This window comes from Nocardia caishijiensis NBRC 108228 (assembly GCF_001612825.1).
Lineage (GTDB): Bacteria > Actinomycetota > Actinomycetes > Mycobacteriales > Mycobacteriaceae > Nocardia > Nocardia caishijiensis.
Genome location: NZ_BDBE01000025.1, coordinates 162,539 through 176,841, shown reverse-complemented (window position 1 = coordinate 176,841; position 14,303 = coordinate 162,539). Strand labels below are relative to the sequence as shown.

16 protein-coding genes are annotated in these 14,303 nt (G+C 69.1%); 5 read left to right on the top strand and 11 right to left on the bottom strand.

The window, feature by feature from the left end; translation table 11 throughout:
• Positions 1-3: 3 nt before the first annotated feature.
• The 4 genes from NC7_RS07695 to NC7_RS29505 form a co-directional block, all read right to left on the bottom strand.
• Positions 4-195 carry a DUF3046 domain-containing protein gene (locus tag NC7_RS07695; protein WP_067980782.1) on the bottom strand — a complete coding sequence of 64 codons (192 nt, stop codon included), beginning with the start codon at positions 193-195 and terminating at the stop codon, positions 4-6.
• A gap of 21 nt (positions 196-216) precedes the next feature.
• The gene (locus NC7_RS07690) at positions 217-1,368 is read right to left on the bottom strand and encodes a glycosyltransferase (RefSeq protein WP_067980780.1); all 1,152 of its coding nucleotides are present in this window, start codon (positions 1,366-1,368) and stop codon (positions 217-219) included.
• A gap of 132 nt (positions 1,369-1,500) precedes the next feature.
• The gene (locus NC7_RS07685; protein WP_067981256.1) at positions 1,501-2,208 is read right to left on the bottom strand and encodes a PIG-L deacetylase family protein; all 708 of its coding nucleotides are present in this window, start codon (positions 2,206-2,208) and stop codon (positions 1,501-1,503) included.
• A gap of 17 nt (positions 2,209-2,225) precedes the next feature.
• Positions 2,226-2,402 (bottom strand): hypothetical protein, encoded by a 177-nt coding sequence (locus tag NC7_RS29505; protein WP_167352411.1) that lies wholly within the window; start codon positions 2,400-2,402, stop codon positions 2,226-2,228.
• A gap of 194 nt (positions 2,403-2,596) precedes the next feature.
• On the opposite strand from NC7_RS29505, the gene NC7_RS07675 reads away from it, so the two are divergent.
• The gene (locus NC7_RS07675; RefSeq protein ID WP_067980776.1) at positions 2,597-4,087 is read left to right on the top strand and encodes a carboxylesterase/lipase family protein; all 1,491 of its coding nucleotides are present in this window, start codon (positions 2,597-2,599) and stop codon (positions 4,085-4,087) included.
• Positions 4,088-4,151: 64 nt separating this feature from the next.
• Here NC7_RS07675 and pspM read toward each other — a convergent pair whose 3' ends face one another.
• The 5 genes from pspM to pgsA form a co-directional block, all read right to left on the bottom strand.
• On the bottom strand, positions 4,152-5,018 hold the full coding sequence (pspM, locus tag NC7_RS07670; protein ID WP_067981255.1) for a phage shock envelope stress response protein PspM: 867 nt from the start codon (positions 5,016-5,018) through the stop codon (positions 4,152-4,154).
• Between the two features lie 136 nt (positions 5,019-5,154).
• Positions 5,155-5,976 carry a PspA/IM30 family protein gene (locus NC7_RS07665; protein WP_067980773.1) on the bottom strand — a complete coding sequence of 274 codons (822 nt, stop codon included), beginning with the start codon at positions 5,974-5,976 and terminating at the stop codon, positions 5,155-5,157.
• Positions 5,977-6,159: 183 nt separating this feature from the next.
• Positions 6,160-6,585 (bottom strand): helix-turn-helix domain-containing protein, encoded by a 426-nt coding sequence (locus NC7_RS07660; RefSeq protein WP_067981254.1) that lies wholly within the window; start codon positions 6,583-6,585, stop codon positions 6,160-6,162.
• Between the two features lie 92 nt (positions 6,586-6,677).
• Entirely contained in the window at positions 6,678-7,187 is a 510-nt protein-coding gene (locus NC7_RS07655; RefSeq protein ID WP_067981252.1) for a CinA family protein, read from the bottom strand.
• Positions 7,184-7,822 carry a CDP-diacylglycerol--glycerol-3-phosphate 3-phosphatidyltransferase gene (pgsA, locus tag NC7_RS07650; protein WP_084458136.1) on the bottom strand — a complete coding sequence of 213 codons (639 nt, stop codon included), beginning with the start codon at positions 7,820-7,822 and terminating at the stop codon, positions 7,184-7,186. Before pgsA ends, NC7_RS07655 begins: the two co-directional genes overlap by 4 nt.
• A 332-nt stretch (positions 7,823-8,154) precedes the next feature.
• Between pgsA and NC7_RS07645 the strand changes: the two genes are divergently transcribed.
• The gene (locus tag NC7_RS07645; protein WP_067980771.1) at positions 8,155-8,721 is read left to right on the top strand and encodes an amino-acid N-acetyltransferase; all 567 of its coding nucleotides are present in this window, start codon (positions 8,155-8,157) and stop codon (positions 8,719-8,721) included.
• A gap of 27 nt (positions 8,722-8,748) precedes the next feature.
• The gene (locus tag NC7_RS07640; protein ID WP_067980769.1) at positions 8,749-9,033 is read left to right on the top strand and encodes a YciI family protein; all 285 of its coding nucleotides are present in this window, start codon (positions 8,749-8,751) and stop codon (positions 9,031-9,033) included.
• A 55-nt stretch (positions 9,034-9,088) separates the two neighbouring features.
• On the opposite strand, the gene NC7_RS07635 is transcribed toward NC7_RS07640, so the two are convergent.
• Both NC7_RS07635 and NC7_RS07630 read right to left on the bottom strand, forming a co-directional pair.
• Positions 9,089-10,066, bottom strand: coding sequence for a TerC family protein (locus NC7_RS07635; RefSeq protein WP_067980767.1), 978 nt, complete (start codon positions 10,064-10,066; stop codon positions 9,089-9,091).
• Positions 10,067-10,478: 412 nt separating this feature from the next.
• Positions 10,479-13,019: a DNA translocase FtsK gene (locus tag NC7_RS07630; RefSeq protein WP_067980765.1), complete on the bottom strand. Its 2,541-nt coding sequence runs from the start codon at positions 13,017-13,019 to the stop codon at positions 10,479-10,481.
• 293 nt (positions 13,020-13,312) lie between these two features.
• Between NC7_RS07630 and NC7_RS07625 the strand changes: the two genes are divergently transcribed.
• Complete coding sequence (locus tag NC7_RS07625; protein ID WP_067980763.1) at positions 13,313-13,696, top strand: DUF4189 domain-containing protein; 384 nt, start codon at positions 13,313-13,315, stop codon at positions 13,694-13,696.
• 33 nt (positions 13,697-13,729) lie between these two features.
• Positions 13,730-14,278 (top strand): WKL family lipoprotein, encoded by a 549-nt coding sequence (locus NC7_RS07620; protein ID WP_067980760.1) that lies wholly within the window; start codon positions 13,730-13,732, stop codon positions 14,276-14,278.
• Positions 14,279-14,303: the final 25 nt, after the last annotated feature.

Sequence of the window (14,303 nt, the reverse complement as noted above, 5' to 3'; positions counted from 1 at the left end):
TGGTCACCACCGGTTTCTGGGGACGTCGAAGTCGGCACACAGCGCTCGCCACACCTCGCGGGGGTCGACGCCCGCCTCGATCGCGGCCGCACCGCTCGTCCCGAACGCCGGGATGACGTGATCGGCCAGCATGGCGTCGGCGCGCGCCGCGCCGAACTCGGTGTGCATCAGTTCGTGGAACTCGGTCAACCGCACCCTGCCCAAGATACTCGTCCGTCAGCGGTGCATCACCCGGTGACAGATCCGCACCGGGTCCTCCACCTGCTCGAGCCCGTCGGCCGCGCGGCGGGCGGCGGCGGTGAAGGCCTTGTCGTCGAGCACCTGCCGCACGGCCGCGCCGACGGCGTCCGGGGTGAGCGGCCGGACGAGCAGCGAACTGCCCTGGCGCACCGCACGATTGGCCAGTTCCCACTGGTCGCCGCCGCCGGGGACGGTCACCACGGGCACCCCGGCGGCCAGGGATTTCGCCAGCAAGCCGTGTCCGCCGCCACCGACGACCACCGAGGCGTGGGTGAGCAGTTCGTCCTGACGGCCCAATCCCGCCGTCGCCCAGCCGGGCAGGTCGGCGGGCGGCGTGTCGAGCATCGAAACCGCCGCGCGCACACCGAGTCCGGCCAGGCCGTCGAGCACGGTTTCGGCCATCCCCGCCACCCCGGTGTGCGCGGTGGACGGGGCGACCATCACGAGCGGTTCGTCACCGGGCGGCAGGTCGAGCACGGCGTCGGTGGGTTCCCACAGCAGCGGGCCGACGACGTGGGTGTCGGCGGGCCAGTCGGGGCGCGGCACCTCGAGGGCGGGCAGGGTGGCGATGAGGCGGGCGGCGGGACCGGGATCGTCGGCGGGCAGCCCGATACCCACCCGGGCCGTCGCACGCTGCCGTTCGCCGGTGCGGACCGCGCGCGCGGTCATGGTGCGCAGCACGCTGTCGCGCAGGCGCCCACGCACCCCTTCGCCCGGTGCCAGGCCGCTGCCCACCGGCGGGAGCCCTTTCGACGGCAGGTACAGCGGGTGCGGAGACAGTTCGAGCCAGGGCACGCCGAGGCGTTCGGCGGCCAGACCGCCACCGGCGGTGAGCACGTCGGACACGATCAGGTCGGGCAGCATCGCGCTGAGTTCTGGCAGATTCTCGGTGGCGATGTAGGCGGCGCGTTCGTGGATACGGGCGCCCGCGTCGGCGTCGTCGTCGGCCGGACGCGGCGCGAGACCTCGGAGTTTGCGCACCCCGATGCCCGCGGCTCTGGCCGCGTCCAACCATCTCGGGCCGGTGAACAGCACCGGCTCGTCTCCCGCGTCCCGCAGTCGCAGACACAGCGCGATCGCGGGAAACGCATGCCCTGGATCGGGCCCGGCCACCACGGCTACTCGCATGTGTCTCAGCCTGCCATATCCGCAGGCAGCGCCGACCGGACCGCTCCATTCCCGTTCGAAACGCGCTCGCGGACAGGCATTGTCGAGAACAGCAGGACGACCCTTCGACGGCAGCGCGCCGGTCGGGACCCCTCAGCCGAAGGTGAACAACTCGAAGCCGACCGCGTGCGCGGCGGCGAAACCTGCTTTGGGGCCGGTCGCCATGGTGACGATCTCGTTCACCTGTTCCTCGACCGGAACCGAGCTGAGCGCCTGCAGATAGCGCCGGTGCGCGGCCAACGACGCGCGGGCCTGGTCCAGGTGCGCGCTCACGTCCACCGCGTGGGTGGCGACGGGCCCGACGACGGCGGCCCAACGCGCCGACCACGGTGCGAGATCGGCGATCTCGGGGAAGATCCATTCGTTGCCCGCGTCGGAGATCGCGTCCAGCGCCGAGCGGCCGACGGCCCGGTGATCGGCGCTGTTGACGAAGCCGGGCGCCCAGGTGTCGCCGAAATTGAACAGCACGACCATCTCGGGACGGTGCCTGCGGATCGCGGCGGCCAGGTCGCGCCGCAGCGGCAGGCCCTCCTCGATGCGCCCGTCGGGGTAGTCGAGGAATTCGACGGTGTGTACGCCCACTTCCCGTGCGCCCGCGATCTCCTCGGCCTCCCGCAACGGCGCGGCCTGTGCGGGGGGAACGCCCGCGATCCCGGCTTCCCCTCGGGTGACGAGCAGATAGCGAATGTCCTTGCCCTGCTTCGTCCATCGCGCGACGGCCGCGGCGGCACCGTATTCGATGTCGTCGGGATGCGCGACGATCACCAGTCCGCGCTGCCAGTCCTCGGGTAGTTCTTCCACCCCGCCCATGCTAGGGGCTAGATCTTGCTGAGCGGCATCTTGTCTCCCGACCCCGTCACCGCCTTGTACAGCAGGTACAGCCCGGTGCCGATCGCGGCGAGCACCAGCAGCGGCAGCACCGCCTCGAGGATCGCCCCGATGATCCAGAACGCGATGACCGCGACGACGACGATGCCGATGACCTTGAAAACCATGATATGACTCCTCGGTGTCCGCGACCGCACAGCCGCGATCGACACCTTCGATGCTGCCAGTCCGTTCATGAGAAATCACCAGGTCAGCGCCGATATCCGGGTAGAGATCAGGGTTCACCCCGAGACCCTTGTCGATAACGCCGCACCGAACAGGACGTGCGTCCATAATCGGGTCCTGATTGTGAGGAGGACCGATGGAACCGATCGTCAGGGTCACCGGCGGCGCGATTCGCGGCACGACCGAAGGCGGTGTCACGCGATTCCTCGGCGTGCCGTACGCGGCGGCGCCGGTAGGGGCGCGCCGGTTCCGGTTGCCCGAGCCGGTGCGGCCCTGGGAGGGTGTACGCGAGGCGACCTGTATGGGCGCGACGTGTGCGCAGTCGCCGTATCCCGCGCCGATCCACGCCCTGATCGGCAGCGACGGCATCCCCGGCGACGACTACCTCAACCTGAACGTCTGGACGCCCGAGGTCGGCGGGTCGGGCCTGCCGGTGCTGGTGTGGATCCACGGCGGCGCGTTCGTGCGCGGGTCCAACGCGCGCGCGATCTACGACGGCACGGCATTCGCGCGCGACGGCGTGGTGATGGTGTCGATCAACTACCGCCTGGGCATCTCCGGGTTCGCGGTGCTCGACGGCGCACCGTCGAATCGTGGGCTGCACGACCAGCTCTGCGCGCTGCGGTGGGTGCGCGAGAACATCGCCGCGTTCGGTGGCGACCCGGACAATGTGACGATCTTCGGCGAGTCCGCGGGCGGCATGAGCGTGGCCGCGCTGATGGCGGCGCCGCCGTCGGCCGGACTGTTCCGCCGGGCGATCGTGCAGAGCGGCAACGGATCGGTCGCCGCCGAGACCGACGACGCACGCCTGGTCTCGGCCGCACTGGCCGAACACCTCGGAATCACACCTACCGCGGCGGATTTCGGCGCACTCGGTCCGGCCGAGTTGTGCTCGGCGCAGAACGCCGTCGCGCTCGCGCTGATGACCGACCCCGACCCGCAGCGGTGGGGCACCTCGGTGGTCGAGCGCGGCCTCGGCATCATGAGCCTGTTCCCGGTGGTCGACGGCGATGTCGTCGAGGGCACCCCCACCGAGGTACTCGCGGCAAACCCGCAGCGCCGGGTCCCGCTCGTCGCAGGCACCACCGCCGACGAATTCCGCTTCTTCACGGTACCCACCGGGATCACCGCGGGCATCGATGCCGACAGCTTGCCGTTCGTACTGGCCCGCTACGGCATCGATCCGTCGGTGGCACACACCTATATCCGGCAACGCCCCGATGCCGCACCGGACGAGATCTTCAACGCGATCCTCACCGACTGGTGCTTCCGCGCGGGCACCATGGACCTCGCCGAAACCAATGCCGCTACCGTGACGACCTACGTCTACGAATTCGCTTGGCCCACAACACTGCCCGGTCTCGGCGCCTGCCACGTACTGGAAGTCCCGTTCGTCTTCGACGCCGTGGACAACGCCCACACCCTCACCGGGCCGACCCCGCCGCAGCCGCTCGCCGACGAAATCCACGCGGCCTGGGTCTCTTTCGCCACCGACGGCAGCACGGGTTGGTCGGCATTCACTCCGGCAGAGAAGAACGTCCGCATCTTCGACCACCCCGCATCGTCCACGGTCGACAATCCGCGCGCCGAGGAACTAGCCGCTCTCCGCCAGGGGATTCGCTCCTGAGAGCCGCTCTGCTGAGCCCGGGGAAACCTGATGCGCGGGTGCGCGGCCCGTGCAGGCGAGACCTTCAGCGGGGCAGATCGGGCGACGACAAACCGGGCCCGTCGGCCATCTCGGTGAGAGCCTGGGCCCAGCCGTCGAGGCGGTCAGCGGCTTCACGCAGATCGGCGACGATGCCGTTGAACTGGTAGGCCACCACGGTGTCCTCCGGGACGGCCAGGATGCGGGCGGCCGCGGCGACGAGCTGTTCGTATTCGACGACACCTGTTTCCAGGCGGGCGAGCACGGCGGTGACCGTGGTCTTCAACGCCGATACCGTCTCCGGGTTCGCCCGGCCCACCGTGTCGACGGCCTGTTCCATGGCCACGACATCGGCGGCCAGGGCGTGCAGGGCGGCCGCACCGGAGCTCGCGGTGGCGAGCAGGTCGCGCAATTCGTCCTCGGGTAACCGTCGGGTGCGCGCGATCTGCGCACCGAGGCCGTGCAGCGCGCGTTCGGCCCGGATCAGTCGCTGGATCGGCGCCCGGGCGGCGGAGCGCAGACCCGGCGACTTGCGTGGCACGAACGTCGCCTGCGGCAACGGCTGACCGCGGGTGCGCAGATAGCGGCGGGCGTTCACGGCGGCACCGGTCACGAAAGCCACGGCGCCACCGCCGATCACGACCACCGCCCAGGCCGGGGCCGACACCACGGCCAGCCCGACCGCGCCGACGGTGGTGATTCCCGACGCCGTGCCCAGTTGGAAGCTGCGCCTGCGCATCCGGCGCCGTCGGCGCAGCTCCCGCTCGCGGGGATCGGCCCAGCGGCGCACCGCGACCAGCGCCTGCTCCCCCACTCCGCGCAGGGTCGCGGGCATGCCACCGTTCATCGTCGACTGCACAACGGCCATCGGATCGGCGACTTCGATCCGGTCGCGCCGCGTTCTCCCGCTCATCGTGATCCTTCCACCTCCCCAGAGTGCCACGCGGGTACGACAACCTCACCCGGAACGGGGCCGGGCCGCCGGGCGACGCTCGACGCCCGCACGAGCGCGGGTATCGAGCGTCGGCCGACGGCCCGGGGTGACGCGGCTACTGCTGGGCCGCCTGGCCACCCTTGTTGATCTGCGGTGCCGCGGGCTGCTGCTTGGCCGGGTCGATAGCCGCGTTGTTGCCCGTGGGCAGGGCATCGCCGCGCATCGAGGCACGGATCTGCTCGAGCTTGCTGTGCCCGGCCATCTGGATGCTGGCCTGCTGCACCTCCATCATCCGGCCCTGCACCGTGTTCTGCGCCAGCTCGGCGGCACCGAGCGCGTTGGCGTAGCGACGTTCGATCTTGTCGCGCACGGCGTCGAGGCTGGGGGTGGAACCGGGCGCGGACAGGGTGGAGTCCATCTGCTGCAGCGAGGCCGAGACCTGCTCCTGCATCTTGGCCTGCTCGAGCTGGCTGAGCAGCTTGGTGCGCTCGGCGACCTTCTGCTGCAACATCATCGCGTTCTGCTCGACCGCCTTCTTGGCCTGGGCGGCGGCCTGCAGGGACTGGTCGTGCAGCACCTTGAGGTCCTCCACCGACTGCTCGGCGGTGACCAGCTGGGCGGCGAACGCCTCGGCGGCGTTGGTGTACTGGATCGCCTTCTCGGTGTCGCCCGCGGCCTGCGCCTGGTCGGCGAGGGTGACGGCCTGCCGGGCATTGGCGTTGAGCTTCTCGACCTCGTCGAGCTGACGGTTCAGCTTCATCTCCAGCTGACGCTGGTTGCCGATCACCGACGCCGCCTGCTGCGACAGCGCCTGGTGCTGACGCTGCGCCTCCTCGATCGCCTGCTGGATCTGGACCTTCGGATCCGCATGCTCTTCGATCTTGGAGTCGAAAAGGGCCATCATGTACTTCCAGGCCTTCACGAACGGATTAGCCATCGATTGATCCCGCCTCCATCTGTGCGTCGCTCGTGCGACTGGTGGTGCGCGACCGTCACGCACCAGATATGTGGTTATCCTTCACCATGCGGCACCCGGACCGATACGACCGGCCCACTCGACGCCTGCTGAGAATCTATCCGCTCTCTCCGGTAGTGCGCAGCGTCACGCGGGTTCGCCGCGTCACATCCCTTTCACCAATACCAGCATCTCGGCCCGTGGGGCCGGGATGACGATGCGGGTGTCCTCGGCGATCCCGATCCGCGCGTCCACGTCGGCCTGCGCGCTCGCGGTGGCCGACGGCTCGGCGGGCACCGGTTCGGCGGCGGGTTCGGCCACCGGCTCGGTGAGCGCGGGCTCGCGGGGCGCGGCGCCGTCGGCACCGGCCATGATGGTGCTCACGTCCCACAGCACCCGCGACAGAGGCACGTCGAGCGCCTCGCAGATGGCGGCGAGCAGTTCGCTGGAGGCTTCCTTGCGGCCGCGCTCCACTTCCGACAGATAGCCGAGGCTCACGCGCGCCGAGGTCGACACCTCGCGCAGCGTCCGATGCTGGGCCAGACGCGCACGCCGCAGACTGTCCCCGATTGCCTCCCGCAGCAGCGTCATCTCGTTCTCCTCCACCTCGGGTCACCGCCTCGGGCGGTGCTCACCTCTTTCTGGCACAACGTCGAGCTGCGGCCGAGGGTTCCCGGCCGCGGCTAGTCCGTCGTCACATCGCCGTACCCGTTGACACAGCGCACCAACTCCCCGATCGCGCTGTGCACCGCACCGAGTCTGATGGTCCACCGGTCACCGTGCAGTTTCAACCGGCTCACCGCGCTGTGATCGGGTCCGGCTACTCCGAGGTATACCGTGCCGACCGGATGCCCGTCCTGGGAATCGGGCCCGGCGACCCCGGTGAGTCCGATCCCCCAGTCCGCCGCACAGCGTTCACGCGCGCCGACGGCGAGCTGTTCGGCGGTCGACGCCGCGACCGCGCCCTCCACCCGCAGCACCTCCGCGTCGACGCCCGCGAGCCGGTTCTTCAGGTCGGTGGCGTACACGACGAGGCCGCCGCGCAGGACCGCGCTGGCCCCGGGCACGCCCGCGATGGTCGCGGCGAGCAGCCCCGCGGTGAGCGATTCGGCGGTGGCGACGGTCTGCCCCCTGGCGGTGAGCACCGCGACCAGCTCCGCGACCGGCGCCCCGGCGACGAGGGGGTCGTTCACGCGCGCGACTCGTTGCGCGCGCGACCACCCGCCACCCACACCCGCGCGGCCTGGCCGACGTAGTCGAGGCCGGTGATCACGGTGAGTGCCACGGCCAGGTACATCAGCATCATGCCCGCGGTGGCGAACGCGCCGGACAACGGCAGCACCAGCAGGGCGATGGCCACCGATTGCACCAGGGTCTTGAGCTTGCCGCCGCGCCCGGCCGGGATCACCCCGCGCCGTACGACGACCAGCCGCAACAGGGTGATGCCGAGTTCGCGGCCGCAGATGACCAGCGTGATCCACCAGGGCAGATCGCCGAGGACCGACAGGCCGATCAGGGCGGCGCCGATCAGGGCCTTGTCGGCGATCGGGTCGGCGAGCTTGCCGAAGTCGGTGACCAGACCGTATTTGCGGGCCAGTTGCCCGTCGAACCGGTCGGTGATGGCGGCCAGCCCGAACACGGCGGCCGCGATGACGCGCCACCGCGTGTCGTGCCCGCCCTCGGCGAACAGGGCCAGCACGAACAATGGCACCAGCACGATGCGCGCCACGGTCAGCACGTTGGCGATGTTGAGCAGCGGGACAGGGTGCTCCGGCAGTCCCGATAGTCGAGCCGTCCCTCGGTCGATCTCTTCCGGTCGCACGCTCATGCCGCGTCTGCTCGACACACTCGGACGAAGGCGGTCGTCACACGCGCGGCCGCTCTCGGGCGCCGATCCTTCGCGCTCGGTCGTGTCGGCATGATCGGACGCCCTCCCTGGTCATACGAGCCACCGGCGCCGGGCGCTGACGTCGCGTGTCCCCCGCCCGCACGGCACTCACCGGCACTGCGCCGAGTATCGGGTGTGTCGCGCGATGTTTGCTCACGCGCGCGGTGCCGTATTCCCCCGTCGCCGGGCCCGGCGCGATGCGTTGAGCGGAACGACAGGATGTGCGGCACATGTTCAGACTATCGGTAACCGGGCCGACTACTGTGCACCCCATGACTTCACGGGGACCAACAGGTGGTCCGACCAGCGACGCGCACCCGTCCGCGCCCACCGTGGCGCCGGTCCGAGACGTCACCGTGCGACGAGCGCGAACCTCGGATGTCCCCGAGATCAAGCGTCTGGTCGACGAGTACGCCGGGCGCATCCTGCTGGAGAAGAACCTGGTCACCCTGTACGAGTCGGTGCAGGAGTTCTGGGTCGCCGAGGTCGACGGCCGCGTGGTGGGGTGCGGCGCGCTGCACGTGCTGTGGGCCGATCTGGGCGAGGTGCGCACGGTGGCGGTCGATCCGGTGGTCAAGGGACGCGGGGTGGGCGGCGCGGTGGTGCGACAGCTGGTGGAGGTCGCACGCGAACTGCAACTGCAACGGGTGTTCGTGCTGACCTTCGAGGTCGACTTCTTCGGCAGGCACGGTTTCGTCGAGATCGATGGCACCCCGGTGACCGCCGAGGTGTACGCGGAGATGTGCCGTTCCTACGACACCGGCGTCGCCGAGTTCCTCGACCTGAGTTTCGTGAAGCCGAACACCCTCGGCAACACCCGCATGCTGCTCACCCTGTAGACATCCACCACGAGAAAGTTGCTCGACGTGCCGATCTTCGCCGTCCACTACACCTACACCGAGGCCACCGCCGCCGACCGGACCACCCATCGCCCGGAGCACCGAGGCTGGCTCACCGGCCTGGTCGAGGTGGGAACCCTGCTCACCAGTGGCCCGTACCCGGACGGTTCGGGTGCGCTGTTGCTGTTCCGGGCCGAGGACAAGTCCTCGCTCGAACAGCTGCTCACCGAGGACCCGTTCGCGAAGCTGGGCCTGATCGAGGACGTGCGCGTGGTCGAGTGGCTGCCCGTGATGGGCACCTTCTCCGAGTAGTCCGCGGACGCCGACAGCCCGGAACCCACACGGGTCCCGGGCTGTCGGTCGTCGATCAGGCAGCCGTGCGACGCGTCTTCAGCAGGCTCGCCACCGTCGCGATGACCAGGATTCCGAGGATCACACTCAGCGATACCGGCGTGGAGATCTCCGGCACGCTCACGTGCTCGCCGCCGTTGATGAAGCCGAGGGTGTTCTCGTGCAGCGCGTGCAGCACCAGCTTCACACCGATGAACGCCAGGATGGCGGCCAGACCGTAGGACAGGTACACCAGCCGGTCGAGCAAGCCGCCGATGAGGAAGTACAGCTGACGCAGACCCATCAGGGCGAAGGCGTTGGCGGTGAACACCAGGTACGGCTGTTCGGTGAGACCGTAGATGGCCGGAATCGAGTCGAGCGCGAACAGCAGGTCGGCGAAACCGATGGCCAGCAGCGCCAGCAGCAGCGGGGTGACCACCCGTTTGCCGTCGATCTTGGTGATCAGTTTGTCGCCGTCGTACTGGTCGGTGGTCGGCAGGACACGCTTGGCCAGGCTGACGATGCGGCTGTCGCGTTGTTCCTCGTGTTCGGCCTCGTGCCCGCTCTCGCGCAGCAGCTTGATCGCGGTGTAGATCAGGAACGCGCCGAACAGGTAGAACACCCAGCTGAACGCGCTGATCGCGGCCGCACCGACCGCGATGAACACACCGCGCATCGCCAGCGCGAGCACGATGCCGATGAGCAGCACCTTCTGCTGGTACATCCGAGGCACCGCGAAGGTGGTCATGATGATGAGGAAGATGAACAGGTTGTCCACCGAGAGGGCCTTCTCGGTGACGAAACCGGCGTAGTACTCCCCGGCGAAGGTGCCGCCCCATTTCCAGGCGACGTACCCGCCGAACAGCAGGGCCAGGCCGATGTAGACGGCTGACCAGATGCCCGATTCCTTGAAGGTCGGTTCGTGCGGCGTGCGCACGTGGGCGAAGAAGTCGAAGACGAACAGTCCGAGGATCACCACTGCGGTGATCACCCATTCGAGCGTGGTCACATCCATGAAGTGGTCCGATCGATGAGGTTCATGCCGTCCATCATGTCCAATATGTCCGTTTCAGCCAACTTTGCGGGGCGATTGCCCGCCATGATTCCACACACAGCCGCGATCCCGACCACCCCGGTAGCGCGCCGAAAACCCGTTTCGCCTCGTCACCGCCGCTGCTACCGTCGACTCATCGACCACATACCGGCACCGCGAGAGGAGCCAGCCGTGACCGCCGAATACGACCACTTCGCCACGATGCCACGGCTGTCCGATCACGCCGCCCGCCCGCAGCGCCTGTCGCGCGCGGGTATCGGCAGCTGATCCGAGCCCGCCTCCGACCGTTCCCCGAGAGCGGCGGCCCGCGCCCCGGTCCCTCCTCGTTCGTCGCCGCTCGCTGACGGCACGGTCAGAGCAAACCAGCAGTGCGCTATTCGCCGTCCCCGGAATCCCCCGGATCACCGCCGCGGATCGACCACAGCAGGCCGTCGAGTTCGTCGGGCTTCACCAGTACGTCGCGGGCCTTGGAGCCCTCGCTCGGGCCGACGACGCCCCTGGTCTCCATGAGGTCCATGAGTCGACCGGCCTTGGCGAAGCCGACGCGCAGTTTGCGCTGCAGCATGGAGGTCGAACCGAACTGGGAGGTGACGACCAGTTCCACCGCCTGCAGCAACACATCCATGTCGTCGCCGATGTCGGGGTCGACGTCCTTGGTCTCGCCCGCCTTGGCGGCGGTGACGCCCTCCTGGTACTCCGGTTCGGCCTGGGTCTTGCTGTACTCGACGACCGCCTGGATCTCCTCGTCGGAGATGAAGGCACCCTGCAGACGCGTCGGCTTGCCCGCGCCCATGGGCAGGAACAAGCCGTCACCCATACCGATCAGCTTCTCCGCGCCCGGCTGGTCGAGAATGACGCGCGAATCGGTGAGCGAGGACGTGGCGAACGCCAGCCGCGAGGGCACGTTGGTCTTGATCAGGCCGGTCACCACGTCCACCGAGGGGCGCTGGGTGGCCAGCACCAGGTGGATGCCCGCCGCGCGCGCCTTCTGGGTGATCCGCACGATCGCGTCCTCCACGTCACGTGGCGCGGTCATCATCAGGTCGGCGAGCTCGTCGACGATGGCCAGGATGTACGGGTAGGGCCGGTACACGCGCTCACTGCCGAGCGGGGCGGTGATCTTGCCCGAGCGCACGTTCTTGTTGAAGTCGTCGATGTGGCGGACCTTGTTGGCCTGCATGTCCTGATAGCGCTGTTCCATCTCCTCCACCAGCCAGGCCAGCGCGGCGGCGGCCTTCTTGGGCTGGGTGATGATGGGCGTGATCAGGTGCGGAATGCCCTCGTAAGGCGTGAGTTCCACCATCTTCGGGTCGATCAGGATCATCCTGACCTCCTCGGGGGTGGCCCGGTGCAGCAGGGAGATCAGCATCGAGTTGACGAAGCTGGACTTACCGGAACCGGTGGAACCCGCCACCAGCAGGTGCGGCATCTTGGCCAGATTCGCCGAGACGAACTCGCCCTCGATGTTCTTGCCGAGGCCGATCACCAGCGGATGATGGTCGTTGCGGGTGTGCGGCGACTTGAGCACGTCGGCCAGCCGGACCAGTTCGCGGTCGGCGTTGGGCACCTCGATGCCGACCGCCGACTTGCCCGGGATGGGCGCGAGCAGGCGCACGTTCTCCGTCGCCACGGCGTAGGCGAGGTTGCGGGCCAGGGCGGTGATCTTCTCGACCTTCACGCCGGGGCCGAGCTCCACCTCGTAGCGGGTGACGGTCGGCCCGCGCACGAATCCGGTGACCGCGGCGTCGATCTTGAACTGCACCAGCACCTCGGTGATCGCCTCGATCATCGATTCGTTGGCGGCCGAGCGCTTCTTGGGCGGGTCACCGTCGAGCAGCAGGCTCAGCGGCGGCAGCGTGTAGTCACCGTCGACAACACGGTCGGTGACGAACTCCGGCTCCGGCGGTGGCGGCGGGGTCTGGTCGACGACCGGTGCGGGAGCCGGACGCTTACGGGCCGGTTTCGGCGCGGGCGCGGGCGCCTCCTCGGCGATGGGTTTGGCGTCGCGCAGCGGGGGCTCGCCCAGCGATTCGGTGACCGCGTCGGAGCCCGCGAAATCGTCGGCCGTCGAACCGGCGCCGCGACGGGACCGGTTGCGGTGCACCGGGAAACCCTCGGCGTCGTAGTTCGCCGGGTCGTACGGGTCGCTGTCCTCGGCGTATTCGCCGAGGCCGAAGTATTCGCGCAGCCGCGACGGCACCTCCCGCACGGTGGTTCCGGTGAGCAACAACACACCGAACACCATGGCCAACAACAGAATCGGCATCGCCAGCCACGGGGTGAGCCCCTGACCGAGCGGTCCGCCGATGGCGTAGCCGAGTGCGCCCGCGGCGCGCGAACGTCCGTGCGCGTCGGTGGGCGACCCGGCCGCCAGATGCCAGATGCCGAGCGCGGGCAGGATCACCAGCAGTCCACCGAGGACCAGCCGTGGCCGGATCTCCGGATGCGGCTCGGTGCGCATCAGCACCACCGCGATCGCCACGAACAACAGCGGCGCCACCGCGGCCGCCGACCCGGCGATCGCGCGCACGATGTCTTCGAGGAAACGCCCCACCGGACCACCGGCCGACAACCACACCGCCGCCGCGATGATCACGCTCAAGGCGATGAGCGCCAGGCCGATCCCGTCGCGACGGTGCCCGTGCTCGAGTTCGCCCGCGCGGCTCAGCGTGCGGGTGGTGGCGCCGAGGCCCCGGGCCAGCATCGTCCAGCCACTGGTGACGCCCCGGCCGATGACGGCCAGCGGTGCGGTGTTCGAGGCGCGTTTGACGGGTCTGCGGGCGGGGGCGGTTCGCCCACGCGCGGCCGACGACGCTCGCGGTGTCGTCGAACGAGACCGCGCCGACGGCGTCTGCCCCCTGCTCGATCCCGCCCGCGCACGAGAGGTCGTGGTGCTGCGGGACTTACCTGCCATGACGATCAGGCTAGCCGCTCGCACACCATCGAGACCATCCGCAACACTGGTCCCACGGTCGATGTGACCGCCGATACGTGCCGGACCCGCAGGTCGCGGGCCCGCCGGTCAACGCGCGGAAATCCCGGATCGAGGGCGTTTCGCGGCCCGTCGCTTACCGAATCCTTGCCGATTTCCAGCATTTCCGCCGTTCTGGGCTGTCAGCAGTGGCGCGGGCAGCACACCGCTCGGTACTTTGACTGCGCTCCATCGGGTCGTCGACCCATGCGTATGAAGGGGAACAAGTGAAGAGAATGCTCACCAGCGCCGCCGTGCTCGGTGCCGCCGTCGCGACCATGTTCGCGGGGCACATCGCACCGGCCCAGGCGCAGTCGGGCTACTACGGCGCCATCGCGGCGTCGGTCAAATCGGGGGTGTACGGGTACGCGACCGACTACGGCAGCTATGCCGACGCCGAGGCGGGCGCCATGGCCGCCTGCCGACGCGGTGGGGGCGGCGGCGGTTGCGACGTGAAGGTCTCCTACCGCAACGGCTGCGGAGCCATCGCGATCTCGCGCGGCTGGTGGAGCTACGGCTCCGCCTCGACCATCGGTGGCGCCAAACGCGAAGCGCTGAACCGCAATCCGGGCAATGCCTCGATCAAGCACTGGAACTGCACCAGCGGCTACCAGCTCTAGCCCGACCGTTTCGACACCATCATGGGAGTTGTAGTGAACAACCGACCGATCAAGACCGCCGCCGTCCTCGTCGCGCTCGTCGCTTCGCTGGGGCTGAGCGCGTGCGCTTCCTCGGACACCGAGTCGAGCAATGCGGGCGCCACCACCACCGCGGCCGCCTTCGAGTCCGGTACGGCCAAGCAGGACAAGGAAGAAGGCGGCGATGTCGCCGCGACCACCCCGCCGAACCTGCCCAAGCCGACCGCCGAGGAACTCAACGCGCGCATCAACAAGGCGCTGGCCGGTCAGCTCACCGGCGACGAGAAGAAGACCTACATCGAGGACGCCGACCAGGACCCGATGCTGGTCGACAAGTTCGTCGATGCCGCCAACAAGAACAATGTGAAGGTCACCATCACCAAGGTGGGCGACCCCACCGACGGCAAGCTCAAGGCCGACGCCGATGTCACCATCGACGGCCAGCCCGTGCAGGACGCCTTCATCGACTTCGTCGCCGAGGACGAGTCGTGGAAGGTGTCGCACACCTTCGCCTGCAACATCGTGAAGTCGGCCAAGCTCGACTCCGCGGCCTGCCAGGCCTGAGAAACGACGAAAACCGCCGGGCGAC

What these genes read in the sequence shown, in the direction of transcription:
- NC7_RS07690 (WP_067980780.1), bottom strand. Translation starts at nt 1,368, where the DNA reads ATGCGAGTAGCCGTGGTGGCCGGGCCCGATCCAGGGCATGCGTTTCCC.
- NC7_RS29505 (WP_167352411.1), bottom strand. Translation starts at nt 2,402, where the DNA reads ATGGTTTTCAAGGTCATCGGCATCGTCGTCGTCGCGGTCATCGCGTTC.
- NC7_RS07675 (WP_067980776.1), top strand. Translation starts at nt 2,597, where the DNA reads ATGGAACCGATCGTCAGGGTCACCGGCGGCGCGATTCGCGGCACGACC.
- pspM (WP_067981255.1), bottom strand. Translation starts at nt 5,018, where the DNA reads ATGAGCGGGAGAACGCGGCGCGACCGGATCGAAGTCGCCGATCCGATG.
- NC7_RS07665 (WP_067980773.1), bottom strand. Translation starts at nt 5,976, where the DNA reads ATGGCTAATCCGTTCGTGAAGGCCTGGAAGTACATGATGGCCCTTTTC.
- NC7_RS07660 (WP_067981254.1), bottom strand. Translation starts at nt 6,585, where the DNA reads ATGACGCTGCTGCGGGAGGCAATCGGGGACAGTCTGCGGCGTGCGCGT.
- pgsA (WP_084458136.1), bottom strand. Translation starts at nt 7,822, where the DNA reads ATGAGCGTGCGACCGGAAGAGATCGACCGAGGGACGGCTCGACTATCG.
- NC7_RS07645 (WP_067980771.1), top strand. Translation starts at nt 8,155, where the DNA reads ATGACTTCACGGGGACCAACAGGTGGTCCGACCAGCGACGCGCACCCG.
- NC7_RS07635 (WP_067980767.1), bottom strand. Translation starts at nt 10,066, where the DNA reads ATGGATGTGACCACGCTCGAATGGGTGATCACCGCAGTGGTGATCCTC.
- NC7_RS07630 (WP_067980765.1), bottom strand. Translation starts at nt 13,019, where the DNA reads ATGGCAGGTAAGTCCCGCAGCACCACGACCTCTCGTGCGCGGGCGGGA.
- NC7_RS07625 (WP_067980763.1), top strand. Translation starts at nt 13,313, where the DNA reads ATGCTCACCAGCGCCGCCGTGCTCGGTGCCGCCGTCGCGACCATGTTC.